We start from the raw sequence: 24,781 nt of genomic DNA, 5'->3' as shown, positions 1-24,781 counted from the left end.
CTCATCAGGCGCTCATAGCAATCTGACTCCGCCCATCAACTCGGCTTCTTACAAAACAGTTGGTAACCATTCACCCGGTGCCTTTCTCCGTCAAGTCCTCGAGGTAGGCCCGCAAGCGCGCCTGATCGAGCGTTCCCTCCGCGCGGAAAGCGCGGATGAACGCCCGGCGACGTTCTGCGAGCTGCAGACAGGGCAGGGAGGGGTGCAGTGAAGCACCGCGTCCCGGGAGCCGTTTCTGCAGGTCAGGGATGATCACATCCCCGGCCACCACCAGTCGGAGTAGCTCGGACTTGGCCGTGCGAACCCGGCAGCCCACGCACGTTCTCAGCGGGGCGGCCTGGCCACCATATTCCAGCTTACCTTGCCGACGCATCTGCAGGATCGGCCGGTGCCTCATGAGTATCCGGCTTGATGTCGATGCGCCACCCCGTCAGCCGTGCGGCCAGCCGGGCGTTCTGCCCTTCTTTCCCGATCGCCAGCGACAGCTGGTAGTCGGGCACCGTGACCCGGGCGACCCGGCCGTCGGCGTCGACGACCTCGACCCGGGAGACCCTCGCCGGAGACAGCGCGTTGCCGACGAAGTTGGCAGGCTCCTCCGACCAGTCGATGATGTCGATCTTCTCGCCGTGCAGCTCGGTCATCACGTTGCGTACCCGCGAGCCCATCGGGCCGATGCAGGCGCCCTTGGCGTTGACTCCGGGCTTGCGGGAGCGAACCGCGATCTTGGTGCGGTGACCGGCCTCGCGGGCGATGGCGGCGATCTCGACGCTGCCGTCGGCGATCTCCGGGACCTCCAGCGCGAACAGCTTCTTCACCAGGTTCGGGTGGGTTCGGCTCAGCGTCACCGAAGGGCCCTTGTTGCCCTTCTTGACCTGCACCACGTAACAGCGGATGCGATCTCCGTGGACGTAGTCCTCACCGGGGACCTGCTCGTTGTGCGGCAGGATGGCCTCGATCTTGCCGAGGTCGACCAGCACGACGCGCGGATCCTTGCCCTGCTGGATGACACCCGCCACCAGCTCGCCCTCGCGGCTCGCGAACTCGCCGAAGTTGATCTCGTCTTCGGCGTCGCGGAGCTGCTGCAGGATCACCTGCTTGGCGGTGGTCGCGGCGATGCGGCTGAAGTTGCCCGGGGTGTCGTCGTATTCCCGGAGGATCTCGCCGTCTTCGCCGAGTTCGACGGCCAGGATCGAGACGTGGCCCGAAACCCGGTCGAGCTCGGCGCGGGCCTTCTGCGCGGCCCCTTCCGTGCGGAAGTAGGCGATCAGCAGCGCGTCTTCGATCGCTTTCACGACCAAGTCGAACGAGATGTCCTTCTCCCGTTCGAGGCTGCGCAGGACGCTCATGTCAATGTCCACAAGGCTTCCCCTCAGCCCTCATCGCCGTCTGCGACGTCATCTTCATCATCGTCCTCGTCGTCCAGGCGCTTGAACTCCACCTGGACCTTGCCCTTTGCCAGATTCGCGTACGCGAAACGGCCCGCGGCCTCGATCTCCACGCCTTCGCCGTCGGCCTCGGCGAGGCGGCCCTCGATTTCGGTGCCGTCGGTCAGCGCCGCCTTGACCAGCCTGCCTCGCGCGCGGCGCCAGTGGCGCGGCTCGGTCAGCGGACGGTCGACGCCGGGGGAGCTGACCTCCAGCACGTAGGGGCTGTTGCCGAGCGCGTCACTCGCGTCGAGCCGCTCGGAAACCGATCGGCTGACTTCTGAGACGTCGTCGAGGCTGATGCCGCCGTCACGGTCGACGACCACCCGCACGAGCCGGCGCTTGCCGGCGGGGGTGACCGTCACGTCTTCGAGGTCGAGACCTTCGGCCTCGACGACCGGGGCGAGCAGCGCCACGAGGCGGTCGCGTCGGGCGGATTCGCCCATGGTGACCTCCTTACCAATGGCCATCGGGGCGTACCTCGCCCAACGTGCCCACAGCCTATCGACAGCGCGGCACCCCTCGCCGCGCCGCGCGAACGCGGACCTCCCGTGTGGTGCGGCCTTGACGGCTCCGGAGCGCTCTACTCTCGCGAGAACACGGGCCCCATGTGGTACGTGGGCCGGATGGAGGCTGGAGCGCTCTACGCGCAGCGAGAGCGCGGGCCGCCCGTGGCGTGGCTGGATGGGGTCTGGAGCGCTCTACGCACAGCGAGAGCGCGGACCCCCGTGTGGCGCATGGCCGGATGGGGTCTGGAGCGCTCTACCATGGCTGGGTGCCTGTGGGAGAGTCCGGTATGAACATGTCCCGGCGTACCCTTCTGGGTGCCGGGGCCGGCCTGGTGCTGGTGGGATGCGCGAAGGGCCAAGAGCCCGCCTCGGCGCCCGCTTCGCCCTCCCCTGATCCGCAGGCGGTGTTGCTCGCCGGGCTCATCGAGGGCAAGGAGAAGCTGGTCGCGCTCTATCAGCAGGCCGCCCTGTCCGACGTGAAGCTGGCGCCCGCGTTGCAGCCGTTCCAGCAGCGCCACCTGGCCCATCTCGCCGCCCTGCGCCGCCATCTGCCCAAGCCCGGCTCCCCCGCCGCGACCCCGACCCCCGTGGTCAATCCGGAGGTGACCGTGGAAGCGCTGAAAGAGGCCGAGCGGGCCGCCGCGTCGGCCCGGCCGGAGCAGGCCGCCGCCGCGGTGCCCGTCGTGGCCCAGCTGGTGGCCAGCATCGGGGCCTGCGAGGCCGTCCACGCCCAGGCTCTGGGACGGTTCAAGTGACCGCGCTGTCGAAGGCGCTGGCCGCCGAGCACGCCGCCGTCTACGCCTACGGTGTCATCGGCGCCAAGACGAGCGGGGCCCTGCGGGTCCGCGCGACGACCGGGTTCGACGCCCACCGGGCCCGCCGCGACCAGCTGCGCAACCTGATGCGCCGCCGGGGCGAGACCCCCGCCGAGCCGGGCAACTACCAGCTGCCCTTCGTGGTGACCACGGCCGCCCAGGCGGTCCGGCTGGCCGCCTATGTCGAGGAGCGGGTCTGCGCGGCCTACGTGGAGCTGTCGGCCGACACCGACCCGGCGCTGCGGCGGCTGGCCGTCCTGGCGACCCAGGAGTCGGCGGTGCGGGGCTTCGGCTGGCAGCCGGAGATCGTCGCCTTCCCCGGCATGCCCGGCCAGGTGAAGACCGTCGCCAGCCCGGCGGTGAGTGAGCCGATGCCCATGCCACCGGCCTCCGGCGACCCGGCCGCGCCGCGGGACTCGGTCTCGTCATCCCCGGTGCCGTCGACCCTTCCGGCACCCGCGGACAGCTGACCCGACGACAGACCGATCGCACCGATCACACCGATCGACCGCGAGGCCCGGCTCCCGGCTCCCGGCTCCCGGCTCCCGGCTCGCCAGGCGATCGACGACTTCTGTTTATTCCCGAATCGGCGGGTAGTTCAGATCGTCATGAGTTGGGGCTTCCGTAAATCGATCAAGATCGGTCCGTTCCGGATCAACTTCTCGCGCGGTGGAGTCGGCCACAGCGTCGGCAAGGGCGGCGTGCGATACACCAAGCGCGCCGACGGTGGAAAGCAGGTCAGCGTCGACCTGCCCGGCGGTTTCTCCTGGCGGCGGTCGCTTCGGCGCCGCTCATCCAGATAGCTCCCCTTCCGTTCGCGGAAGGGGGCAAGAGCGGGCGGTTCGTCACACTCCCCCCGTGGTGACGAACCGCCCCTCTCTGCGTTGAATGGCCGCGCCTCCGGCGCGGCGGGCGTGGCCGCTTTCAGTCCGCGCCTTCCTCGTCACTCCGGCTCGCTTCGCTCTCCTGCGTTCCTCAGCCCAGGCACGGACGCGGCCCCGCCACCTCTAAGGCCAACCTCAGGCGCAGGCCGCGACGACCCGGTCCACGGCCTCGGCCAGCGGGATCTCGGAGCGCTCGCCCGACGCCCGGTCGCGCAGTTCGACCACGCCGCCCGAGACGCCCCGGCCGACGATCAGCACGGTCGGCAGGCCGAGCAGCTCGCTGTCCTTGAACTTCACGCCCGGCGAGACCTGGGCGCGGTCGTCGAGGAGCACGCGCAGGCCCTTGGCCTCCAGCTCCTCGGCGATCTTCGTGGCGATCTCGATCTGGTTCTCCTTGCCCGTGCCGACGATGTGCACGTCGGCGGGCGCCACCTCGCGCGGCCAGGCCAGCCCGAGGGCGTCGTGGCGCTGCTCGGCGATCACGGCCACCGCGCGGGAGACCCCGACGCCGTAGGAGCCCATCGTGATGCGGACCGGCTTGCCGTCGGGGCCGAGGGCGTCGAGGCCGGCGGCGTCGGCGTATTTGCGGCCGAGCTGGAAGATGTGGCCGATCTCGATGCCCCGGTCGATCGACAGGTCGTTGCCGCAGACGGGGCAGGAGTCGCCGGCCCGGATCTCGGCGGCCTCGATCGTGCCGTCGGCGACGAAGTCGCGGCCCGCGACCACGTGGGCGGCGTGCTTGCCGGGCTCGTTGGCGCCGGTCACCCACTCGCTGCCGTCGACCACGCGGGGGTCGACGAGGTAGCGGATGCCGAGGCCCTTGAGGACCTGGGGGCCGATGTAGCCGCGTACGAGACCGGGGTGCCTGGCGAAGTCGCCGGCCTCGAAGATGGCCGGCTCGCCGGGGGCCAGTGCGGCCTCCAGGCGCTTGAAGTCGACCTCGCGGTCGCCGGGCACGCCGATGACGAGGGTCTCAGGGTCTTTCACGCCGGGCGTGACGACCTTGACGACGACGTTCTTGAGGGTGTCAGCGCCGGTGATCTTCAGGCCGTGGTGCTCGTTCATGTAGGCGACGAGCGTCTCGATGGTCGGGGTGCCCGGGGTGTCGAGGACCTTCATGGCCTCGCGCTCGCCGGTGAACGCGTCGGGGGCCGGGGTGGTGACGGCCTCGGCGTTGGCGGCGTAGCCGCAGGTGCGGCAGGCCACGAAGGTGTCTTCGCCGGTCGGGGCGGGGGCGAGGAACTCCTCGGAGGCCGAGCCGCCCATGGCGCCGGAGGTCGCGAAGCAGATCTTCACGTCGATGTTGAGCCGCTCGAAGATCCGGATGTAGGCGGCCCGGTGGTTCTCGTAGCTGCGCTTGAGGCCCTCGTCGTCGAGGTCGAAGGAGTAGGAGTCCTTCATGACGAACTCACGGCCGCGCAGGATGCCGGCGCGGGGACGGGCCTCGTCGCGGTATTTGGTCTGGATCTGGTAGAGCGTGACCGGATAGTCCTTGTAGGAGGAGTATTCGCCCTTCACCATGTCGGTGAACATCTCCTCGTGCGTGGGCCCGAGGAGGTAGTCGTTGCCCTTGCGGTCCTTGAGCCGGAACAGCGTGTCGCCGTATTCGGTCCAGCGGCCGGTGGCCTCGTAGAAGTCGCGGGGCAGCAGAGCGGGGAAGAGCACCTCCTGGCCGCCCATGGCGTTCATCTCCTCGCGCACGACCCGGGCGACGTTCTCCAGAACGATCTTGCCGAGCGGCAGCCACGAGTAGATGCCGGGCGCGACGCGACGGACGTACCCGGCCCTGACCAGGAGCTTGTGGCTCGGGACCTCGGCGTCTGCCGGATCCTCACGCAGGGTGCGCAGGAACAGGGTCGACATCCGCAGAAGCACGGCTACTCCTTGATTGGGCTGCTGTAGTCGTAAAAGGCTATCGAGAATTACAGCGCCTGCAGCACCAACCCGTATCCGACGCTGTAGGCGAGTCCGACCGCGGCGCCGATCAGCCGGTCGACGAACCGGCGCCGGAACAGCACCAGGAACGCCACCCACAGCGCCAACGAGGTGGCCAGAGCGTAGGGCCATTGGTCCGACAGTGCCAGCATCTCGTCCGCGCACACCGACAGCAGCAGGCCCGCGGTGAGGCCGTAACAGACCCCGCCGGCGCGGTCGCATCGGGTCGCGCCGTAGCCGAGTGGGCCCAGCAGGGTGATGATCGTCAGACCGACGGCCAGGCCGCCGGGCGCGGAGCCGAGCCCGTCGAAGGGCAGGTCGTGGTGGATCGCCGAAGAGGCGGTGATCTGGCCGACCAGCGCCCCGAAGGCGGCCAGGCCGCTGTTGACCAGGGCCCAGCGAAATCCAGCCGCCCCGGCTCCGACGATCACGGCCAGCGACATGATGACGGCCGGATCGTAGATCGCCATCATCCAGATGGGCGCGAAACCGGAAAGCCCCGCCCCGATGAAACCCACCAGGGCGCCACCGGCCAGCGCGACCAGCAGATACCACTGGCTGCGCCTGTCCCGCCGGTCGAGTGCGATGAATTCCTGTTCAGGGCCGAGTGGGCCGTGTCTGCTCCTACTGAAAGCCCAGACCATCGTTCCCCCCGAGCGATGTCCGCGTGCGGCGCCTTCAGTCTATAAGCGGACAAAAAGGATCACCCGCCCAGGAGTTCCTCCCACGGCTGGCGCGACCCCGCGCGGCGGGCCGGGTCGATCGCCTCCGACAGGCGCCACACGCCCGCGCGGTTGCGCATCCGCTCCAGCCCCATCGGGTCGATGGCCCGGAGGTCGAAGCTGACGCCCATCACGTCGAGGCGGGCGCACAGCGGGGTGACGGGGGCCAGCGGGCCGACCAGCGGGCCGGGGAACCCGGGCTCACGGACCCGCTCGATGAGCAGGTCGGCGACCTCGGTGGCGTAGGGGCCCTCGCGCCACTCGATCTCCCAGCCGTCGGTCCCGGGCCACCAGCCCAGGTCGCGGCAGGTCTCCATCATCTCGGGCTCGGTCGCGAAGGCGGCCATCACGCGGCCGAAGGCCTCGTAGCGCCGCGCGCCGATCTCGTCGCGGTGGAATCTCATGTCCGGGAGCGTTTCATCTCCCGTGCCGTTCGCACCCGGATTTTCGCCGGTGCGTCGCCGCCGTTTCCCCGATCCGCCCACGAGGACCAACTGTGATCGGGGAACAGATGTGGCGCAAGCCCCAATATCGCACTGGCTAGGTGGTGCCGGAAGGGTGAAGAATCCAAGGAGCGGCTTTCCTGTCTAGGAGGCATCTGGTGGCGTTGCGTGTGGCTGTTGTGGGCTCGGGCCCGGCCGGGATCTACACCGCCGAAGCTCTGACCAAGCAGGCTCCCGGTCCCGTGGAGGTAGACGTCCTGGAACGTCTCCCCACGCCCTATGGGCTGGTCCGATACGGCGTGGCGCCCGACCACACCTCGATCAAGTCGATCGCGACCTACCTGCGCCGGGTGCTGGAGGCGCCGGGGGTGCGGTTCCTGGGCGGGGTCGAACTGGGTCTCGATCTTTCTGTGGACGACCTTCTGAGCTGCTACGACGCGGTGGTCTACTGCACCGGGGCGATGGTCGACCGGAAGATGGGCGTACCGGGGGAGGATCTTCCCGGCAGCGTGGCGGCCACCGACTTCGTGAACTGGTACTGCGGCCACCCCGACGCCCCCGACTTCACCCTCGACGCCGAAGACGTCGTGGTGATCGGGGTCGGCAACGTCGCGGTCGACGTGGTCCGGATCCTGGCCAAGTCGGCCGACGAGCTGCGGTCCACCGACGTGCCGCACGACGTGCTGACCACGCTGGCCGCCTCGAAGGTCAAGCGGGTCCACATGGTCGGCCGCCGGGGCGCCCAACACGCCAAGTTCACCCTCAAGGAGCTGCGCGAGCTCGGCGACCTGCTGCACGCCGACATCCTGACCTTCCCCCACGAGGTGACCTGCGAAGACCTGACCGAGCTGACCCGGCAGATCAAGGGCAACGTCGACGTGCTCCAGTCGTGGTCGACCCGGGAGCCGCAGAACCGGCCGCGCCGGCTGGAGGTCCGCTTCTGGCTGCGGCCCGTGGAGATCCTCGGGGTCTCCCACGTCGAGGGTGTACGACTGGAGCGCACCCGCCTCGACGGCAGGCGCGTCGTGGGAACGGGCGAGTTCGAGACGATCCCCGCCGACATGGTGCTGCGCTCGGTCGGCTACCAGAGCATCGCGCTGCCGAGCGTGCCCTTCTCGGAGGAGACCATGACCGTGCCCAACGTGGCCGGGCAGGTCCGCGACCGCGAGTTCGTGGCCGGGTGGCTGAAGCGTGGCCCGACCGGGGTGATCGGCACCAACAAGTCCGACGCGGCCGAGACCGTGCGCACCCTGCTGGCCTCCGTGACCGAGAGCCCGCGACCGCACCGCGTCGACGCGCTCCTGGCCGAACGCGGCGTGCGGCCGGTGACCTACCCCGACTGGCTGGCGATCGAGCAGGCCGAGGAGAAGCTGGCCCGCACCCTCGATCGGGGTGAGCGGGTCAAGCTGGTGAGCAGGGCGGCCATGCTGGAGGCGATCGGCCGGGGATAAGGTCGATTCGTGGAGATCAGCGTCGCGGGTTTCGAAAGCGTCCACCGCATCCAGCAGGCGCGTTTTCCGGTACGGGAGATCGCCTGGCAGCCGATCCACACCGTTTACGTGCCGGCGAACCTGCTGACGGCCTCGACGGTCTCCGACTGGGGAGCCGAGGCCGCCAAGCTCCTTGAGCTGATCACCGAGGAGGAGTTCGCCGAGCTCTTCGGTGGCGACGTCTACGACCGTGTCGCCGCGACCCTCGCCCGGGAGCCGATTCAGGACCTGCGGGTCGACTTCGAAGACGGCTACACGGGCACCGACGAAGACGCCGACATGGTCAGGGCCGCCGAAGCGGTGGCCGCCATGGAGACGCTCCCCCGTCGCTGGGGCCTGCGGATCAAGTCGTTCGCCGACGGCGACCCCGGGCGGTCGCTCAGGACCCTGCACGGCTTCCTGGCCACGATCATCGACCGCAGGGGCGCTCTACCGGACGGCTTCGTGATCACCTTTCCCAAGGTGTTGATGGAGTCCTACCTGGGCATGTTCGCGCGCTCGCTGGCCGAGCTGGAGCGCGACCTCCGCCTGCCGCCGCTGAGCTTCGAGATGCAGGTCGAGGCGCCGCAGACGATCCTGTTCCTCCAGCGCTCCCCCGACCTGGTGGCCAATCTGCGGGGGCGGCTCAAAGCGGCCCACTTCGGCGTCTTCGACTACACCGCGGCCTGCGGCCTGCCGCCCCACGAGCAGCGTCTCGACCACCCGGCCTGCGACCACGCCCGCCACGTCATGCAGACGGTCCTGCTCCCGGAGGGCATCGAGCTCTCCGACGGATCTCTGGCCGCGGCCCCCGCCTCGACGTCCAGAGAAGATGTGCTGGCCCTGTGGCGCCGGCATGCCGAGACGGTCCGCCACTCGCTGTCGCACGGCTTCTACCAGGGCTGGGACATGCACCCGTCACACCTGGTCAGCCGCTACGCCGTCGTCTACGCCTTCCACCTGGCGACCTACGCGGAATACGCGGCCCGGGTGGACGCCTGGAGGCAGAGACGCCAGGAAGGCGGCGTGCTCGACGAACCCGCCACCGTCAAAACCCTCGTCGCGGCCCTGCGCAGAGCCGACCTCGCCCTAGGCGTCGAGAAGAGCGCGCCAGCGGGCCACTCTGCGCGGGTCGACGGCTGACAGCCACGACTCGCGGGCCGCGCTGCCGATATGGAAGGCCTTGATGCCGTAGTCGAGCAGCACCGGCACGTGGTCGAACGACAGGCCTCCGCCGGCCATGATCAACGCGGCGTCGCCGGCCTCGGCGCGGGTCCGCAGGACGGCCAGCCCGTCGCCCACTCCGCGCGGCGAGCCGGACGTCAGGATCGTGGCCAGGTTCGGCAGCAGCCGCACCGCCCGCCAGCCCGCCTGGACGTCGGCCGCGTGGTCGACCGCGCGGTGGAACGTCCACGGCAGCGGCGCGGCCGCGTGGATCAGCGCCTCGGTGGCCACCAGGTCGACGGCTCCCTCGTCGTTGAGGAAGCCGAAGACGAAGCCGGCCGCGCCCGCCTCGGACATCTCCCGCACCTGGGTGCGCAACCGGGCCAGTTCCTCGTCGTCCGCGGTGAATCCGGCCGCCAGCCGGACCATCACCATCTGCGGCAACGTGCACTTCTCGGCGATCGCGGCGACCGTCTCCGCCGGCGGGGTGAGCCCGCCGGCGGACATGTCGGCCACGACCTCAAGGCGATCCGCGCCGCCCTCTTCAGCGGCCACGGCGTCGCGCACGTCGAGCGCGATGACTTCAAGCAATGGTCCGGTCATGGGGGAACAGTAGCGGGTCCCATCGCACCACCTCAGAGAGACTGCAGCACCTTGATGGGCGCCGTCAGATCGCGCACCTTGACCTCCGGCCGGCCGCCGCGCAGTCCGGCCGGGCGCTCGAACAGCGCACCCGAGGCGCGGTGCGGGAGGTCGACCGTACGGACGTGGCGGAAGCGCTGTCCGAGGTAGTAGCCCTGGAGGCGGGCGTTCTCCTTGGAACAGTCCAGCCGCACGTGCCGCCGGCCGGCCGCCAGGGCCCGCAGGCCGGCCCAGTCGAGCATGGTCTCGCCGAGGCCCTGGCCCGAGTGGGCGCGGTTCACGGCGAGCTTGTGGACATAGAAGGCCGATTCCGGACGGTCGGCGGGTGCCCAGAACTCGGGATCGGCGTGCTCGTCGAGGGCCATCACGGCGGCCGTTTCCTCACCGTCGATCAGAACGTAGAGGACTCCTTCGTCGATGAGGGGTTCGATCCTGGCGGCGGGGAATCCGCCGACCGGCCACTGGCGAACGCCGAGGCCGTTGAGCCACCGGGCCGCCTCGGCGAGGAGGGTGAGCACGTCGGGCAGGTCGCTGCCGCCCGCTCGCCGGAGCACAAGTTCTGCGGAGAGGTTGAGGGTGTCAGAGCGCATGGGGGATCCCTTCGTTGCTGCGGGTTTACATGTGATTACTGAGAGTGACCAATTAGTGCCGCAGGGCATCCGTCGCCCCTAAAGCGCGACCTGATTGGACGAAAATGGGGAGCTAACAGCCCGCGCGTCTTCGAGGCAGATTCACGGCGCGGGCCAAGGCCGCCCGCGTCTCGCTACGGCCCCGGGCATGAGTGCAGGCCTGATACCTGCGGCGGCGGCGTTTGACGCACAGGCCGACGCCACCCCGGGCACGGCCCGGGGGGCGCTCGCGGCGCGACCACAGGGGAGGCGGTCCTAGAAGGACGGCCTGAGTTCGGTCAATGGCGTTCCAGCTCGTACCTGATCAAATGCTTGTCGGCTGGCAGAACCGACACGGCGACCCGGACGGGCGCTTCTTCGAGGTCGTACCCAACTCGGACATACACGACAACTGGTGTACCGGGTTCGAGCTGCAGACGCGAGGTTTCATCTGGAGTCGGCATACGTGCCGAAATATCGTCGACAAAGCGGACCTGTGGGTGGCCGAGCTCCTCCAGGACCCGATTGGCCCCCCGGGTGATGTTCCCGGGACGCACGATCTCGGAGTCGGTGACCAGCCTGAGGGGATAGAAGGAGTCGTTCGTGTTGTACGGCTGGCCGTCCACGTAACGCAGGCGGCGGCGCACCACGGTGAGGTCGTCGTCCTCGATCAGCGCGAGGCGGGTGGCGACGTCGGCCGGCGGCCTGACGATCTGCACCTCTATGTTCTGGTCGGCCACGCGCCCCTCGGAGGTGACGGCGTGCACGAAGGCGTCGAAGCGCGGCAGATCGCCACCCAGGGGTAACAACTCGTCCTGCGGGCGCATGAGCAGGGGACGGCGTTCCCGTACGAAGGTGCCGCGCCTGCGCATGCGGAGGATGAGGCCCTCGTTCTCCAGTTCGCCCAAGGCCAGGCGGACCGTGTTCCGGCTGACCTGGTGGCCGTCCATGAGCTCGGTCTCAGTGGGGATCTGATCACCCGGGAGGAACTCGCCAGAGTAGATGGCCCGACGAAGTTCGGCGGCCACCTGCTGGTAGAGCGACGATCGTGCCATCTTTCCTCAATCCACCCTTTTGTGCCAACAAATCTAGACGATCTCGATCTAACTTGGAACAACTACTTGACCTGGCGGTGCGTGCGCCGCATTATCCAAACGTTGGTACAAATCCATCCAATGGGGGTGGGACGGTGTTGGCGGTCCGTGCGGGTAGGCCCTACCTGCCCTGGCGCGATCCCTGCGAGGCGACGCGACTCCTGAGGTACGCGCTGCACCGCCAGGGCTTCACCCACACCTACCAGAGCAACGGAAATGGCATGTCCGTTCTGTCGGTATCGGCCGATGTGACCGTTTGGTGCAAACACGGGTTGTTCGTCTGGAACGAGGATGGTCGCGAGATGACCCATCCCTCAGACGACCCGGTGGGCGCGGCCCGGTTGATCGAGAGCCACTACCGCGCACCGCTCGGCGAAGACGACGGTGCCCCAGACGGTGCCCCAGTGACTCCGCGCGATTAGCGGCGCCTACGACCCCATCCCTCGCCGGGGTCGTCGGCATCCTCGCCGCGTCGCTCGGAGCGGTGCGTGTCCTGGCGGGTCCCCCACGCCCGCCAGGACACGCCATCGTTTTCATGTGAACCCTGACTCCGCGGATATCTGAAAGATCCGCCTGACCTGCCGGGACCGTTCCAAACGGGGCAGGGACACAACGGGCCTATGTCATCAGGCCGTGTCAGAGGTTCACAAACTTAACTTCTCTGCAGAGGTTATCGCTAGGTATAGTTCACGCCGCGATAACGTCGCCATTCCGTGCATGTCACTAAACTTCATGACGCTTGGCACGTACCAATCCGCGATCACGAGCACGAGCCGTGGGGGACGAGTGGCGATTGTTCCGGATTATCACTTACGTGTGGTTCGATTTCTCCTGGTGGGTGGTTTCTGCTTCGGAGTCCAGTACCTCGCGATGGAAGCAATGGCATCGGCCGGCACCCCCTGGGTCGCCGCCGATGCCATCGGTTTTCTCCTGTCTGCGCAGCTCAACTTCGTGTTGAGCTCCAAGTTCACCTGGGGGGACCGCCGTTTCCCGCTCACCTTCAGACGATGGTCGAGCTACAACGGCACCGCGCTGCTGTCACTTGCGGTCAATACGGGCGTTTTCGCCCTCGTACACCCATACCTGCCCACTCTCATTTCTGCTGCGACCGGTGTCCTAATCGGCACGATTGTCACGTATCTCATATGTGACAAGTTCGTATTCGCCACCCGTGAGAAGGCCCCAGAGAAGGCCGAGGCCCTCGCGTGACCCTCGAAATATCCAGCGCGCCCCGAGCCGCGCGCTTATACACCGAGGGCGTGACCGTCGTCATGCCCGCGTACAACGAAGAAGAGAACCTGCGGGCAACAGTTGAGGACTTCCTCACCACGCTCGCCGACATGGAGCACAAGGTGGTCGTCGTCAACGACGGCTCCCCCGACGGGACCGGACGGGTGCTCGACGAGCTCGCCGAGCTCTACCCCGGCCGCGTCATCGCCGTTCACCACCAGGTCAACCAGGGTTATGGCGGGGCCGTCCGCACCGGTATCGCGGCCGCCCTCGACCAGACCGACATGCGGCGGATCCTGCTGACCGACTCCGACGGTCAGTTCAGGGCGGAAGATCTGCTGACCTTCCTCCAGGTGCAGCGCGACGAGCGCGCCGACGGAGTGATCGGCTACCGCAAGCACCGGGCCGACCCGTTCATGCGCAAGGTCAACGCGTGGATCTGGACCCAGATGAACCGGGTGCTGCTGCGCACCCGCAGCCGTGACGTCGACTGCGCCTACAAGCTGCTCGACCGCAAGCTCCTGGACCACCTGACGCTGACGGGTGAGGCCGCCGCGATCTCCCCGGAGCTGCTGGCCAAGATCGGCGCGGGGTACACGCGCATCGTCGAACACCCGGTCAACCACTATCCGCGCCAGCACGGCCACCAGACCGGCGCGTCGATGCGGGTCATCCTGCGGTCGCTCACCAGCCTCGCCAGCGTCTACCGCGACCTGGTCAGGGACGGCCTCAAGTGGCGTCGCACCCGTCGTGCGCTCACCCCGGACGACCCGCTGCTGGCGGTGGTGACCGGCCTCGCCGCCGTTCTCTCCGTCGTGGCGGCAATCTATTACTTCAACGAGGGCGTCGTCCTCAGCTATAAGGATGCGGTCTCGCACGTCCTGATCGCCGCGCGCGTGGTGGACAGCCCGACCGCGGGCGTCGCCCAGCTCGGTGGCGTGTGGCTTCCCTTGCCCCACGTCCTCGCCGTGCCGTTCGTGTGGATCGAGTGGTTCTACACGACCGGCATGGCGTCGAGCATCGTCTCGATGGCCTCGTACGTCATCACGGTCCGATACCTGTACAAGATCGCCAGCGGCATGGCCGACAACCGCTGGGCCGGCGTCGCGGCGGCCGCGGTGTTCGCGCTGAACACCAACGCGCTCTACCTGCAGGCCACCCCGATGACCGAGTCGCTGCTGTTCGCCTGCATCGCGGGCGCGGTCTACCACCTGCAGGAGTGGTGCCGGACCGGGCGCTACGGCCAGATCGCCCTCTCCTCGATGTGGACCGTTCTCGCGACGCTGACCAGGTACGAAGGCTGGATCCTCTGCCTCGCGGTGACCTGCGTCGTCGGCTACACGGCGCTGCGGAGATGGCGGGGTTACACCCACATCGAGGCGAACCTGATCTTCTTCTCGGTGATCGCCTACAGCGGCATCGCGGCCTGGTGCGGCTGGAACTGGCTCATCTTCGGCAATCCGCTGTATTGGCAGGTCGGCGAGTACGCCAAGCCGTCTCTCTGGGTGACCGCCGGCGACCAGACGGTCGGCGACATCGTCGTCTCGGCCCAGACCTACCTGATCGCCATGGGCGACGACATCGGCTGGGTGACGCTCGGCCTCGCCGCGCTTGGCGTGGTCCTCTACTTCGTCCGCCACCGCATCCACGCGGCCACGCTGGCGCCGTACGCGCTGCTGGGGTTCCTGCCGTTCTACATCTTCACGCTGTACGCCGGGCAGCGCCCGCTGCACGTCACGGAGATCCACGGCGACCTCTACAACGTGCGGTTCGGCATGGTCATGGCGCTGGGCGCGGCGGTGTTCATGGGGTTCCTGGTCACGTACATCAAGAAGGCGGCGCCGCTCGTCGCGGTGGCGCTGGCGGCGACGGTCCTGGCGGTGCCGGGCACCAAGACGCTGGAGGAGCCGATGGCCTACCTCGCCTCCCCCGGCGGCCGGATCGACGTCGGCTCGGCCAACTGGCTGAAGGAGAACTACGACGGCGGCCGGGTGCTCATGCAGAACTTCGGCAACGAGCTCGTCACCTTCCAGTCGCAGCTGCCGCTCGGAGAGGTCATCTACGAGGGTTCGTTCCGGATGTGGGAACCGGCGCTGGTGGACCCCGTCGAGAGCAAGGTCCGCTGGATCTACATGCGCTCGTCGGCGGGCTCCGAGGACGGCGTCCACAAGTCACTCCACAACACCCCGATCCTCAACGAGAACTACCAGCTGCTCTACCAGGACGCCGACCGGCTGATCTACCGCGCCATCGGAACGGAGACCGCGCGATGAACACCACCGCCGAAATTCCCGACGAACTGAGCGCGCGCCGCCTGCTCAGCAGGGGCCAGGCGGTCGCCGGCACCCTGGTGATCGCCCTGCTGGTCGGAGCCGTGACGCTCCACATCTTCACCGGCTGGGGCCCCGGCCCCATCTGGTACGGCCAGGCCGCCGTCGCCTTCGTGACCGCGATCTACGTCGCGGTCATCGCGTTCAAGCTGGCCATGGTGTTCGGCGCCTGGGGCTCCGCGGTGCTCCGCTTCGAGCCCCACGACATCGACACCATCCCGTGGGACGCGCTGCCCCTCTACACCGTCCTGGTGCCGCTGCACCGGGAGGCCGAGGTGCTGCCGTTCCTGGTCAAGCGGCTGTCCCAGATGGACTACCCCCAGGACAAGCTGCAGATCCTCCTGCTCATCGAGGAGGACGACGAGGCCACCCGGGGCGCCCTGGAGCACATCGAGCTGCTGCCGCAGTTCGAGGTCGTGCTGGTCCCGCACTCGATGCCCAAGACCAAGCCCAAGGCGTGCAACTACGGCCTGCAGATGGCGCGCGGCGAGTTCTGCGTCATCTACGACGCCGAGGACCGGCCCGACCCCGACCAGCTCCGCAAGTCGGTGCTGGCCTTCCGGCTGCTGGCCGACCGCGTGGTGTGCGTGCAGGCCGAACTGCAGTACTGGAACCCGTGGACCAACTGGCTGACCCAGTGCTTCGCGGCCGAGTACGCCACCAACTTCTCCCTGTCCCTGCGGGGCCTGGACCGGCACCGGCTGGCCATCCCGCTGGGCGGCACGTCCAACCACTTCCGCACCGACGCCCTGCGGGCGCTGGGCGGCTGGGACCCGTACAACGTGACGGAGGACGCCGACCTCGGCATCCGCATCGCCCGGCGCGGCTGGGACGTGCGCATGATGGTGTCGGTCACCGAGGAGGAGGCCAACAGCCACCTGGGCAACTGGGTGCGGCAGCGGTCGCGGTGGATCAAGGGCTACATCCAGACGTGGCTGGTGCACACCCGCCACCCGGTCAAGCTGTGGCGTGAGCTCGGCACCCGCCGCTGGATCGCCTTCCACCTGACGCTCGGGTTCTCCACGTTCACCACGCTGGTCAACCCGTTCTTCTGGGTCATGACGCTGATCTACATCTTCACCGGCACGCAGTACATCGAGGCGCTCTTCCCGGCCGTCGTGCTCTATCTCGGCGTGCTCACGATGATCCTCGGCAACTTCCTGATGATGTACTGCCTCATGACCGGCTGCATGGAGCGGGGGCTCCATCGTGCCGTGAGGGCCATGCTGACGGTGCCCCTCTACTGGGGCCTCATGAGCGTCGCGGCCTACAAGGCCTTCTTCCAGCTCCTGCGTCCGTCGCGACGCCACTACTGGGAGCTCACCGAGCACGGTCTGGTCGACCACGCCACCTCGCACGACGAGGAGACCGTCGTCGAGGAGAAGAAGGCCCCCGCCCCCATGCCTGCCCTGACCGACTAGGTAGCACCACCATGCGCATCCTCACCGCGTTACTCCTCCTGGCCGCCCTCCTCTTCGTCCCCGCCACGGCGGCGCACGCCGCGCCGCCGGTGGAGTTCGACAAGACCCTGCTCGCCGAGGGCCTGGACACCCCGACGGCCTTCCGGTTCGCGCCGGACGGGCGCGTCTTCATCGGCGAGAAGAACGGCGCGATCCGGCTGATCAAGAACGGCGCGCTGCAGACCGCGCCGATGATCACCGTGCCGACCGCCAACGCCGACGAGCGCGGCCTGCTCGGGCTCGAGATCGACCCCGACTTCGCGACCAACCACTACATCTACGTCGCCTACACCCGCAGCGACAACTTCAACCGGCTGAGCCGCTTCACCGTCACCGGCGACACCATCGCGGCGGCCTCCGAACTGGTGCTGGTCCAGTCGAACCAGCCGTCGAACGTGTTCCACCACGGCGGCGAGCTGCGCTTCCTCCCCGACGGCAAGCTCTACTGGTCGCTGGGGATGAACACGTACAACCCGAACTCGCAGAACCTCGGCACGCCGCACGGCAAGATCCTGCGCGTCAACAAGGACGGCTCGATCCCGCCGGACAACCCGTTCGCCGGCACTCCGGGCGCAGAGCGGTCGATCTGGGCCTACGGCCTGCGCAACCCGTTCCGCTGGGACGTCGTGCCGAACGGCCCCAACGCCGGGAAGATCCTGACCGGTGACGTCGGCGGCTCGGAGTGGGAGGAGATCAACCTCGTCGAGAAGGGCGCCAACTACGGCTGGCCCCTCACGGAGGGCTTCTGCGCCGGATGCGGCTACGCCAACCCGGTCTACACCTACCCGCACACCGCTCCCCCGGCCGCGGCCGGTTCGGTGACCTCGCTGGAGATCTACACCGGGAGCACCTTCCCGGCGGAGTATCAGAACGCGGTCTTCTTCGCCGACTACACGCTCGGGTTCATCAAGTACCTGAAGATGGACGCGGAGTACAAGAGCGTCATCTCGGTCAACGACTTCGACCTGAACGCCGGCACCCCGGTCCAGATCTCGACCGGCCCCGACGGGAACCTGTACCAGCTCAACATCTTCCCCGGCGCGTTCTACAAGATCGCCCCCTCGGGCGGCAACCGCGCCCCGATCGCCAAGGCGGCGGCCACGCCGACCGACGGCCTCGGGCCGCTGGAGGTCCACTTCTCGTCTCTCGGCTCGGGCGACCCCGACGAGGGCGACGACGTGACCTATCTGTGGGACTTCAAGGACGGCACGACCTCGACGCAGGCGAGCCCGACCAAGACGTACACGACCAACGGCACCTACAACGTGACGCTGACGGTCAGCGACGGCGAGAAGTCCACGCAGGCGACGGTGAAGGTCACCGTCGGCAACCGGAGGCCGACGGGCACGATCACCGCGCCCGTCAACAATGCCAAGTACGACGCCGGTGACACCATCACCTACGCGGCCACGGGCACCGACCCCGAAGACGGCACCCTGCCGGCCTCGGCGTTCTCGTGGTCGGTGATCTTCCACCACGCCGACCACGTGCACCCGTTCCTCGGGCCGGTCAACGGCGTGCGCGGCGGGACGTTCACCATCCCCCGCGTCTCCGACAACGTGGCCACGACGTGGTACCGCGTGCAGTTGACGGTGACCGACGCGGGCGGGCTGCAGCACACGTCGTTCGTGGACGTGAAGCCCAACCTGGTCGAGCTGACCTTCACCTCCGATCCGCTCGGGCCGACGTACACGGTCGACGGCGTGCCGTTCACCGGGACCAAGGTCGAGCAGGCGGTCGTGGGCGTCGAACGCGTGCTGAGCGCCCCCGGCACCCAGTTCTGGAACGGCAGGCAGTACGCCTGGCAGGGCTGGTCGGACGAGGGCGAGATCACCCACACGATCGTCACCCCCGACGAGGACACCGCGTACGAGGCCGGCTTCCTGGAGCTGACCCAGCCGCCCGCGCCCTGGGCCAGCGCCGACATCGGCCCGCGCACCGTCGCCGGGACGACGTACTACGACGCCGGCTCGTTCACGATCAAGGGCGGCGGCAACGACGTCTGGGACCAGACCGACGAGTTCCGGTACGTCTTCCAGCCCCTCCAGGGCGACGGCATGATCATCGCCAAGCTCGCGGAGCAGAGCAACACCCACCCGTGGGCCAAGGCCGGCATCATGATCAAGGCGTCGGCGACACCGATGGCCGCGTACGCGGCGGTGGCGCTGACCCCAGAGAACGGGATGCACTTCCAGTACGACTTCCAGGGCGACGGCGGCGGATACGCCTCCCTCGGCGGCTGGATGAAACTGTCCAGGACCGGCAACGTCTTCACCGCCTACCGCTCCGCGGACGGCGTCGTGTGGACCGCGATCGGGACCACCACCCTGCCGATGGCCGCCCAGGCGACGATCGGGCTGTGGGTCAGCTCCCACGACATGACCGCGCTGAGCGAGGCGGTCTTCGAGAACGTCCAGGTCACCCAGGGCTCGACGGTCGGCCCCGTGCCCAGCCCGTGGACCCGCGCGGACGTCGACGGCGCCACCCCGGCGGGCTCCGCCACCTACGACACCGCGACCGGGACGTACACGGTCAACGGCGGCGGCACCGACGTGTGGGCCGACACCGAGGAACACTCGTTCCTCAACCGCCCGCTGACCGGGGACGGCTCCATCACCGCCAGGATCACCTCGCAGTCGGAGACGGCTCCGTGGGCCAAGGCGGGCCTCATGATCAAGGGCCCCACCTCGTACGCGGACCTGTTCGTCACCCCCGAGAACGGGATGCACTTCCAGACCTCCGATCCGTCTTCGGTGGTCGGCGGCCCGTTCACGTTCCCGGACGCGTGGGCCCGCCTCACCCGCGAGGGCGACGTGATCAAGGCGTTCCGGTCACCCGACGGAACGAACTGGACACTGGTCGGACAGCACACCCTGCCCGGTCTGCCGGAGACGGTCTCCGCCGGCATGTTCGTCACCGCCCACCGGGACGGAACCGTCCTCGGCACGGCGACGTTCGACCACGTGGCCTTCGAGTCGGCCGACGACAACGGCCTTCCCGCGCTGTGGACGGGCGGGGACGTGGGCAACCCCGTCCTGGCCGGGTCTTCCGGGGAACTGGGCGGCGTCTTCTCCATCACCGCCGCCGGAGACGACGTCTGGGGCACGACCGACCAGATGCACTTCGTGCGCCGGTCGCTCACGGGCGACGGGACCATCGTCGCCCGGGTGAACTCACTGACCCGGGCCGAGGCGTGGACGAAGGCCGGCGTCATGTTCAAGGAGACGACCATCGCGGGGTCTCCGTACGCCTCCCTGCTGATCAGCGCCGACCACGGCGTGCACCTGCAGACGACCGGGGAACAGGACGTGACCGGGTCTGACGTGGAAGCACCGGTGTGGCTGAAGCTGGTGCGGGCCGGGAACACGTTCACGGCCTTCGACTCCGACGACGGGGTGACCTGGACCCGGATCGGGGCACGGACGGTCGCCATGGCGGCCGCGGCGCAGGTCGGCCTGTTCGCGGTCTCCCACGACGGGAGCCAGCGGACGACCGCGACGTTCTCGGACGTGACGGTGACGCCCGCCAACACGACCGGGCTGCCCTCCGGGTGGAACTCCGTCGACGTGGGGACTCCCGCGCTGGCGGGGACCGCGAGTGTCAACGGGCGGACCTTCACGATCTCCGGCGCGGGTGGGGACGTGTGGGGGACCGCTGACCAGATGCACTACGTGTACCGGACGCTTCCGGCGAACGGGACGATCGTGGCGCGGGTGATCAGCCAGGAGAACACCGACAACTGGGCCAAGTCGGGGCTGATGATCAAGTCGGCGGCTACGGCTCTCTCGCCGTACTCCGGGGTGATGCTCACGCCGGCGAACGGGATCCATCAGCAGGCCAACTTCAACTCCGACGTCGACGGTGGGGCCGCTACCGCGCCCGTGTGGCTGCGGGTATCGCGGGTCGGATCCACCGTGACGACGTACAGGTCCGCGAACGGCGAGGACTGGACGGCCATCGGGACGGCGACCATCGCCGGAGCGGCGACCATCGGGTTGTTCGTCTGTTCGCATGAGGCGGGCCAGCTCAACACGACGGTCTTCGACCAGGTGCTGGTGAGCTGAACCGCTTGTCGTATATAGCCGGGCGTCTCCCCTTCGGGGGAGGCGCCCGGCTCCTTTCCGCCGGGTCGATACTGGGCGTGTGCTGACCGTCTCCGGCCTGTGCAAGTCCTACGCCGGCCTCGCCGTGCTGACAGACGTCACCTTCACGCTGTTCCCCGGCGAAGCGGTGGCCGTCGTCGGCCCGAACGGCGCGGGAAAGACCACGCTCCTCAAATGCGTGGCAGGCCTGGAGGAACCCGACTCCGGCCTGGTCGAACTCGACGGCGCCCCCCTGCGCGAGTCCGACCCGGCCGTCCGGGCCGCGATGGCATGCCTCCTCGACGACGCCGACTACTTCCCCGACCTGTCGGTCGTCGACCATCTCACCCTGTACGCCCACGCCCACGGCACCCCTGACGTACCCGGCACCGTGGCCTCCGTTCTGCAAGAGCTCGACCTCCCCGCCGACCAGCTCCCCGTCACCCTGTCCAGCGGCCAGCGCCACCGCCTCGGCCTCGCCTCCTGCCTGGTGCGCCCCCGCCGCCTCCTGCTCCTCGACGAGCCCGAACAGCGCCTCGACCACGCCGGAAGGTCATGGCTGGCCGACCGCCTGACCAAGGAGAAGGCGTCCGGTACAGCCGTCCTGTTCACCTCCCACGACCCCGACCTGATCGCGGCCGTCGCCGACCGTCAGATCTCCGCATGACCAGGTTCAGCCTCGCCGCCCTCGCCGAACGAGCCGTCTACCTGGTCGTTCTCGGCGCGATCGGCGCGGAGGCCGTGGCGTCGGGTCTGTCGGGCGGCTCCGCTCCCCCGATCGCCGAGGGTGTCGCGGCGGCCCTCACGGCGCTCTGCTTGGTCCTGCTGGCCAAAGGGCTGCTGGGGTTCGGTCCCCTGTACGCCGGTGCGCCCGCCCGGACCTGGGTCCTGAGCACCCCGGCCGACCGGGGACGGCTGCTGCGCAAACATCTGGCGGGCGCGGTGGCGGCGGGCGTGGGCGGGTGCCTGTGCCTGGGTTTCGCCTTCGTCGCGGTGACCCGGCTGACCGTGGCGGTCGCGCCCTGGTTCGCGGTCTGGGCGGCGGTGGGCGTGGTGGTGGCCTGCGCGTGCGTGCTGATCCAGTCGAGGTACGGCAGCGTGCCCCTCGTCCAGAGAGGATTGGCCGTCACCGCGTGGCTGCTGGCGGGGACCGCCATGGTCGCCGATTCCGGTCTGGACCTCGTGGTGCCCGTTCCCGTCGCGCTGACCTGTGCGGTCGCGGCGGTCTGGCTGGCGCGTCAGCGGCTGGGGACGATGACGCGCGGCCGGCTGTCGTCGGGCGCCGAGCTGGCCACGGCGACGCAGGCGTCGGCACTGTCCCTCGACGTCACCCTCTTCTGGACGATCGTGCTGGAACGCCGCGCCCGCTCCCTCGGTCGGGTCCGCCCGGCCGCCATCCACGGCACCCGCTTCACTGCTCTGATCAGGGCCGACCTGGCCAGGATCCGGCGCACCCCGACCGCCCTGCTCTTCTGGGCCGCCCTGCTGGCGGTGCCCTACGGCGCGGCCGTCACTCCGTTCCTCCCCGCCATCCACGTGGTGGCGGGGTTCGTCGCCGTCGACCGGCTGGCGGCCGGGCTGCGGGTCGTCTCGCGGGCGCCGGCGTTGCGGCGTGCGCTGGGCGGGTCCGACCGTGAGCTGGCCCTCGCCCACCTGGCGATCCCCGGCGTCGGCGCGGTCGTCTGGTCGCTGGTGACCCTGCTGGTGGTGCCAGGTGTCACCCCGCTGATGGCGGCGATCACCACGTTCGGGGCGCTCGCGGTCGTCTACCGGGTCGCGACCCGGCCGCCGCTCGACTACCCGACCCCGGTGATCGATGTCGGGCTGTTCGGGCCCACCCCGCTCGGGTTGATCCTGCAACTGTCGCGTGGCCCCGCGCTGCTGGCGGGGCTGGCGCTGGTGCAGACGGCGGTGGGTTGACGGCGCGGGAACCCGTCCCGCGTCCGGTGGTTCCGTAGCGTCTCTGACATGCGAGTTCTCGTCACAGGAGGAGCCGGTTTCATCGGCTCGCACATCGTCACCGCACTGACCTCCGCCGGTCACGAGCCGGTCGTGTACGACGCCCTGCTGCCCGCCGCCCACCCCGGTGACCCATCGCCCCCCGACGCCGAGTTCATCCACGGCGACGTCCGCGACGCCGACACCCTCGGAGAGGCGTTGAGAGGGGTCGACGCCGTCTGTCACCAGGCCGCGATGGTGGGCCTGGGCAAGGACTTCGCGGACGCGCCCGACTACGTCTCCTGCAACGACCAGGGCACGGCGGTTCTGCTGGCGGTGATGGCGCGGATGAAGAAGAACCGGCTGGTCCAGGCCGGATCGATGGTCGTGTACGGCGAAGGCCGCTACTCGTGCCCGTCCCACGGCGTGGTCCGCCCCGGCCCCCGGGACGTCGCCGACCTGGAGGCGGGGCGCTTCGAGCCGAGGTGTTCGTGGTGCGGAGCGGAACTGGAGCCCGGTCTGGTCGGCGAGGACTCCCCCGTCGACCCGCGCAATGTGTACGCGTCCACCAAACTCGCCCAGGAGCATCTGGCCGCCTCATGGGCCCGCGCGACCGGTGGCACCGCGATCTCGCTGCGCTATCACAACGTCTACGGGCCGGGCATGCCGCGTGACACCCCCTACGCCGGGGTCGCGTCGTTCTTCCGGTCCGCGCTGTCCAGGGGTGAGGCGCCTCGGGTGTTCGAGGACGGCGGCCAGCGGCGCGACTTCGTGCACGTCACCGATGTGGCGGCGGCGAATCTGCGCGCGTTGGACGCCATCGCGGAAAGGCCGGAGGGCACCCATGCGGCGTACAACACCGGAAGTGGTGAACCCCGGACGGTCGGGGAGATGGCGACGGCGCTGGCCACCGCGTTCGGCGGGCCACTGCCGGTGGTGACCGGGGAGTTCAGGCTCGGGGACGTGCGGCACATCACGGCCGACTCGGCGCGGCTGCGGCGCGAGCTGAGCTGGGCGCCGCGGGTGGGGTTCACGGCGGGTATGGCCGAGTTCGCGCACGCGCCGCTGCGGGCGTCGGCCGGAATGGCGGTGTGATCCCGCGTTTCCCGCAGGTCAAAGGGGGTCTGGCTTCCTACGGTGGCAGGTGTGACAACCGTGGACGTCGTGCTGCCCTGTCGGAACGAGGCCGAGGCCCCGCCGGGCCGGAGGGTCCTCCAGGCCGTTCGTGACATGCGGCGGGTGCCGGGCGAGTGACGACTCTTCTCGTGATCGCCAAGGAACCGCTGCCGGGACGGGTGAAGACCCGGCTGACCCCGCCGTTCACCCCGGTCGAGGCCGCCGCGCTGGCCGAGGCGGCGCTGGCCGACACCCTCGCCGCGGCGCTGCGCACCCCCGCCGACCGGCATGTGCTGGTGCTGGCGGGGTCGCCCGGAGCGTGGCTGCCGGCCGGGTTCGAGGTCCGGGCCCAGTGTGAAGGCGGCCTGGACGAGCGCCTGGCCGCCGCGTTCGCGGACTGCGGAGGGCCGGCGCTGCTGATCGGGATGGACACCCCGCAGGTCTCGCCAAACCTGCTGGTACCGGCGCTCGACTTCAGCCGGCACGACGCCTGGTTCGGGCCGGCCGACGACGGCGGGTTCTGGGCGCTCGGCCTGGCCGAGCCCGATCCGGCGCTGCTGCTCGGCGTACCCATGTCGGTGCCGGAGACCGGGGCGGTCCAGCTCGCACGGCTGCGCGACAAGGGACTGGTGGTCGGCGAGCTGCCTGGCCTGCGCGACGTGGACACCGCCGCCGACGCCGAGGCGGTGGCCGCATCGGCGCCGTGGAGCGTCTTCGCCGGCCTCCACACCCGGCTGGCGCTCAGGGCTCAGCGACGACGGCCCAGCAGTACCAGCACGACCACCACCGCCACGATCGCCAGGCACAGCTCGCCGACCTGGTGGCACTGACGGGGTGCTCATGCCCTCGACGGGCGGTGGGAGTGGCTCGGCGGGGCCGCCGCCGGGGCGGTGGCCCATGTGACCGGGCTGGGCAC

22 protein-coding genes are annotated in these 24,781 nt (G+C 69.3%); 13 read left to right on the top strand and 9 right to left on the bottom strand.

What is annotated here, in order from left to right:
* Positions 1–70 precede the first annotated feature (70 nt).
* From AW272_RS15375 to rimP, 3 genes are read right to left on the bottom strand one after another with little or no spacing between them, the layout of a single operon-like run.
* Positions 71–373, bottom strand: coding sequence for a YlxR family protein (locus tag AW272_RS15375; protein WP_083958392.1), 303 nt, complete (start codon positions 371–373; stop codon positions 71–73).
* Complete coding sequence (gene nusA, locus AW272_RS15370; RefSeq protein WP_218010908.1) at positions 357–1,346, bottom strand: transcription termination factor NusA; 990 nt, start codon at positions 1,344–1,346, stop codon at positions 357–359. The genes AW272_RS15375 and nusA overlap by 17 nt, the downstream gene beginning before the upstream one ends.
* Before the next feature lie 23 nt (positions 1,347–1,369).
* On the bottom strand, positions 1,370–1,870 hold the full coding sequence (rimP, locus tag AW272_RS15365) for a ribosome maturation factor RimP (RefSeq protein ID WP_066364946.1): 501 nt from the start codon (positions 1,868–1,870) through the stop codon (positions 1,370–1,372).
* Positions 1,871–2,226: 356 nt separating this feature from the next.
* Between rimP and AW272_RS15360 the strand changes: the two genes are divergently transcribed.
* From AW272_RS15360 to AW272_RS15350, 3 genes are all read left to right on the top strand, one after another.
* Positions 2,227–2,688, top strand: a complete 462-nt coding sequence (locus AW272_RS15360; protein ID WP_157518573.1) for a hypothetical protein — start codon at positions 2,227–2,229, stop codon at positions 2,686–2,688.
* A complete protein-coding gene (locus AW272_RS15355) occupies positions 2,685–3,218 on the top strand; it encodes a ferritin-like domain-containing protein (RefSeq protein WP_066364936.1) in 534 nt (177 codons plus the stop codon). Before AW272_RS15360 ends, AW272_RS15355 begins: the two co-directional genes overlap by 4 nt.
* Before the next feature lie 138 nt (positions 3,219–3,356).
* Positions 3,357–3,551, top strand: a complete 195-nt coding sequence (locus AW272_RS15350; protein ID WP_066364934.1) for a DUF4236 domain-containing protein — start codon at positions 3,357–3,359, stop codon at positions 3,549–3,551.
* Positions 3,552–3,767: 216 nt separating this feature from the next.
* Here AW272_RS15350 and AW272_RS15345 read toward each other — a convergent pair whose 3' ends face one another.
* Genes AW272_RS15345 through AW272_RS15335 form a run of 3 tightly spaced genes read right to left on the bottom strand, consistent with a single transcriptional unit; the run spans position 3,768 to position 6,693 of the window.
* Positions 3,768–5,507: a proline--tRNA ligase gene (locus tag AW272_RS15345; RefSeq protein WP_157518571.1), complete on the bottom strand. Its 1,740-nt coding sequence runs from the start codon at positions 5,505–5,507 to the stop codon at positions 3,768–3,770.
* A 47-nt stretch (positions 5,508–5,554) separates the two neighbouring features.
* Entirely contained in the window at positions 5,555–6,211 is a 657-nt protein-coding gene (locus AW272_RS15340) for a hypothetical protein (protein ID WP_066364932.1), read from the bottom strand.
* Positions 6,212–6,270: 59 nt separating this feature from the next.
* The gene (locus AW272_RS15335) at positions 6,271–6,693 is read right to left on the bottom strand and encodes a hypothetical protein (protein ID WP_245657558.1); all 423 of its coding nucleotides are present in this window, start codon (positions 6,691–6,693) and stop codon (positions 6,271–6,273) included.
* Positions 6,694–6,890: 197 nt separating this feature from the next.
* Here AW272_RS15335 and AW272_RS15330 point away from each other — a divergent pair, with 197 nt between their 5' ends.
* Both AW272_RS15330 and AW272_RS15325 read left to right on the top strand, forming a co-directional pair.
* Positions 6,891–8,183 (top strand): FAD-dependent oxidoreductase, encoded by a 1,293-nt coding sequence (locus AW272_RS15330; protein WP_083958349.1) that lies wholly within the window; start codon positions 6,891–6,893, stop codon positions 8,181–8,183.
* Positions 8,184–8,192: 9 nt separating this feature from the next.
* Positions 8,193–9,344, top strand: coding sequence for a DUF6986 family protein (locus AW272_RS15325; protein WP_066364930.1), 1,152 nt, complete (start codon positions 8,193–8,195; stop codon positions 9,342–9,344).
* Here the strand turns inward: AW272_RS15325 and AW272_RS15320 are convergent.
* From AW272_RS15320 to AW272_RS15310, 3 genes are all read right to left on the bottom strand, one after another.
* Positions 9,291–9,968 carry a copper homeostasis protein CutC gene (locus AW272_RS15320; RefSeq protein WP_066364927.1) on the bottom strand — a complete coding sequence of 226 codons (678 nt, stop codon included), beginning with the start codon at positions 9,966–9,968 and terminating at the stop codon, positions 9,291–9,293. The genes AW272_RS15325 and AW272_RS15320 overlap by 54 nt on opposite strands.
* Before the next feature lie 32 nt (positions 9,969–10,000).
* Positions 10,001–10,597: a GNAT family N-acetyltransferase gene (locus AW272_RS15315; protein WP_066364920.1), complete on the bottom strand. Its 597-nt coding sequence runs from the start codon at positions 10,595–10,597 to the stop codon at positions 10,001–10,003.
* 317 nt (positions 10,598–10,914) lie between these two features.
* Entirely contained in the window at positions 10,915–11,670 is a 756-nt protein-coding gene (locus tag AW272_RS15310; RefSeq protein WP_066364918.1) for a GntR family transcriptional regulator, read from the bottom strand.
* A gap of 825 nt (positions 11,671–12,495) precedes the next feature.
* On the opposite strand from AW272_RS15310, the gene AW272_RS15300 reads away from it, so the two are divergent.
* The 8 genes from AW272_RS15300 (at position 12,496) to AW272_RS15265 (ending at position 24,695) form a co-directional block, all read left to right on the top strand.
* Entirely contained in the window at positions 12,496–12,918 is a 423-nt protein-coding gene (locus tag AW272_RS15300; RefSeq protein ID WP_169807553.1) for a GtrA family protein, read from the top strand.
* Positions 12,919–12,968: 50 nt separating this feature from the next.
* On the top strand, positions 12,969–15,212 hold the full coding sequence (locus tag AW272_RS15295) for a glycosyltransferase family 2 protein (RefSeq protein ID WP_218010907.1): 2,244 nt from the start codon (positions 12,969–12,971) through the stop codon (positions 15,210–15,212).
* On the top strand, positions 15,209–16,690 hold the full coding sequence (locus AW272_RS15290; protein ID WP_083958347.1) for a glycosyltransferase: 1,482 nt from the start codon (positions 15,209–15,211) through the stop codon (positions 16,688–16,690). The genes AW272_RS15295 and AW272_RS15290 overlap by 4 nt, the downstream gene beginning before the upstream one ends.
* An 11-nt stretch (positions 16,691–16,701) precedes the next feature.
* Positions 16,702–20,793 carry a PQQ-dependent sugar dehydrogenase gene (locus AW272_RS15285; protein ID WP_066364906.1) on the top strand — a complete coding sequence of 1,364 codons (4,092 nt, stop codon included), beginning with the start codon at positions 16,702–16,704 and terminating at the stop codon, positions 20,791–20,793.
* 79 nt (positions 20,794–20,872) lie between these two features.
* Positions 20,873–21,478 (top strand): ABC transporter ATP-binding protein, encoded by a 606-nt coding sequence (locus tag AW272_RS15280; RefSeq protein ID WP_066364905.1) that lies wholly within the window; start codon positions 20,873–20,875, stop codon positions 21,476–21,478.
* Complete coding sequence (locus tag AW272_RS15275) at positions 21,475–22,731, top strand: DUF6297 family protein (protein ID WP_066364903.1); 1,257 nt, start codon at positions 21,475–21,477, stop codon at positions 22,729–22,731. The genes AW272_RS15280 and AW272_RS15275 overlap by 4 nt, the downstream gene beginning before the upstream one ends.
* A gap of 48 nt (positions 22,732–22,779) precedes the next feature.
* Positions 22,780–23,844 carry an NAD-dependent epimerase/dehydratase family protein gene (locus tag AW272_RS15270; protein ID WP_066364902.1) on the top strand — a complete coding sequence of 355 codons (1,065 nt, stop codon included), beginning with the start codon at positions 22,780–22,782 and terminating at the stop codon, positions 23,842–23,844.
* Positions 23,845–23,999: 155 nt separating this feature from the next.
* Positions 24,000–24,695, top strand: coding sequence for a TIGR04282 family arsenosugar biosynthesis glycosyltransferase (locus tag AW272_RS15265; RefSeq protein WP_083958346.1), 696 nt, complete (start codon positions 24,000–24,002; stop codon positions 24,693–24,695).
* Positions 24,696–24,781: the final 86 nt, after the last annotated feature.

Source organism: Herbidospora mongoliensis, from assembly GCF_001570545.1.
Lineage (GTDB): Bacteria > Actinomycetota > Actinomycetes > Streptosporangiales > Streptosporangiaceae > Herbidospora > Herbidospora mongoliensis.
Note: the sequence above shows the minus strand (reverse complement) of the source record. Positions and strands in the feature narration are given on the sequence as shown.

Coding starts and splice junctions, on each gene's coding strand:
- AW272_RS15335 (WP_245657558.1), bottom strand. CDS start 6,693: ATGAGATTCCACCGCGACGAGATCGGCGCGCGGCGCTACGAGGCCTTC.
- AW272_RS15285 (WP_066364906.1), top strand. CDS start 16,702: ATGCGCATCCTCACCGCGTTACTCCTCCTGGCCGCCCTCCTCTTCGTC.
- AW272_RS15275 (WP_066364903.1), top strand. CDS start 21,475: ATGACCAGGTTCAGCCTCGCCGCCCTCGCCGAACGAGCCGTCTACCTG.
- AW272_RS15375 (WP_083958392.1), bottom strand. CDS start 373: ATGCGTCGGCAAGGTAAGCTGGAATATGGTGGCCAGGCCGCCCCGCTG.
- AW272_RS15290 (WP_083958347.1), top strand. CDS start 15,209: ATGAACACCACCGCCGAAATTCCCGACGAACTGAGCGCGCGCCGCCTG.
- AW272_RS15320 (WP_066364927.1), bottom strand. CDS start 9,968: ATGACCGGACCATTGCTTGAAGTCATCGCGCTCGACGTGCGCGACGCC.
- AW272_RS15270 (WP_066364902.1), top strand. CDS start 22,780: ATGCGAGTTCTCGTCACAGGAGGAGCCGGTTTCATCGGCTCGCACATC.
- rimP (WP_066364946.1), bottom strand. CDS start 1,870: ATGGGCGAATCCGCCCGACGCGACCGCCTCGTGGCGCTGCTCGCCCCG.
- nusA (WP_218010908.1), bottom strand. CDS start 1,346: ATGAGCGTCCTGCGCAGCCTCGAACGGGAGAAGGACATCTCGTTCGAC.
- AW272_RS15360 (WP_157518573.1), top strand. CDS start 2,227: ATGTCCCGGCGTACCCTTCTGGGTGCCGGGGCCGGCCTGGTGCTGGTG.
- AW272_RS15340 (WP_066364932.1), bottom strand. CDS start 6,211: ATGGTCTGGGCTTTCAGTAGGAGCAGACACGGCCCACTCGGCCCTGAA.
- AW272_RS15310 (WP_066364918.1), bottom strand. CDS start 11,670: ATGGCACGATCGTCGCTCTACCAGCAGGTGGCCGCCGAACTTCGTCGG.
- AW272_RS15350 (WP_066364934.1), top strand. CDS start 3,357: ATGAGTTGGGGCTTCCGTAAATCGATCAAGATCGGTCCGTTCCGGATC.
- AW272_RS15315 (WP_066364920.1), bottom strand. CDS start 10,597: ATGCGCTCTGACACCCTCAACCTCTCCGCAGAACTTGTGCTCCGGCGA.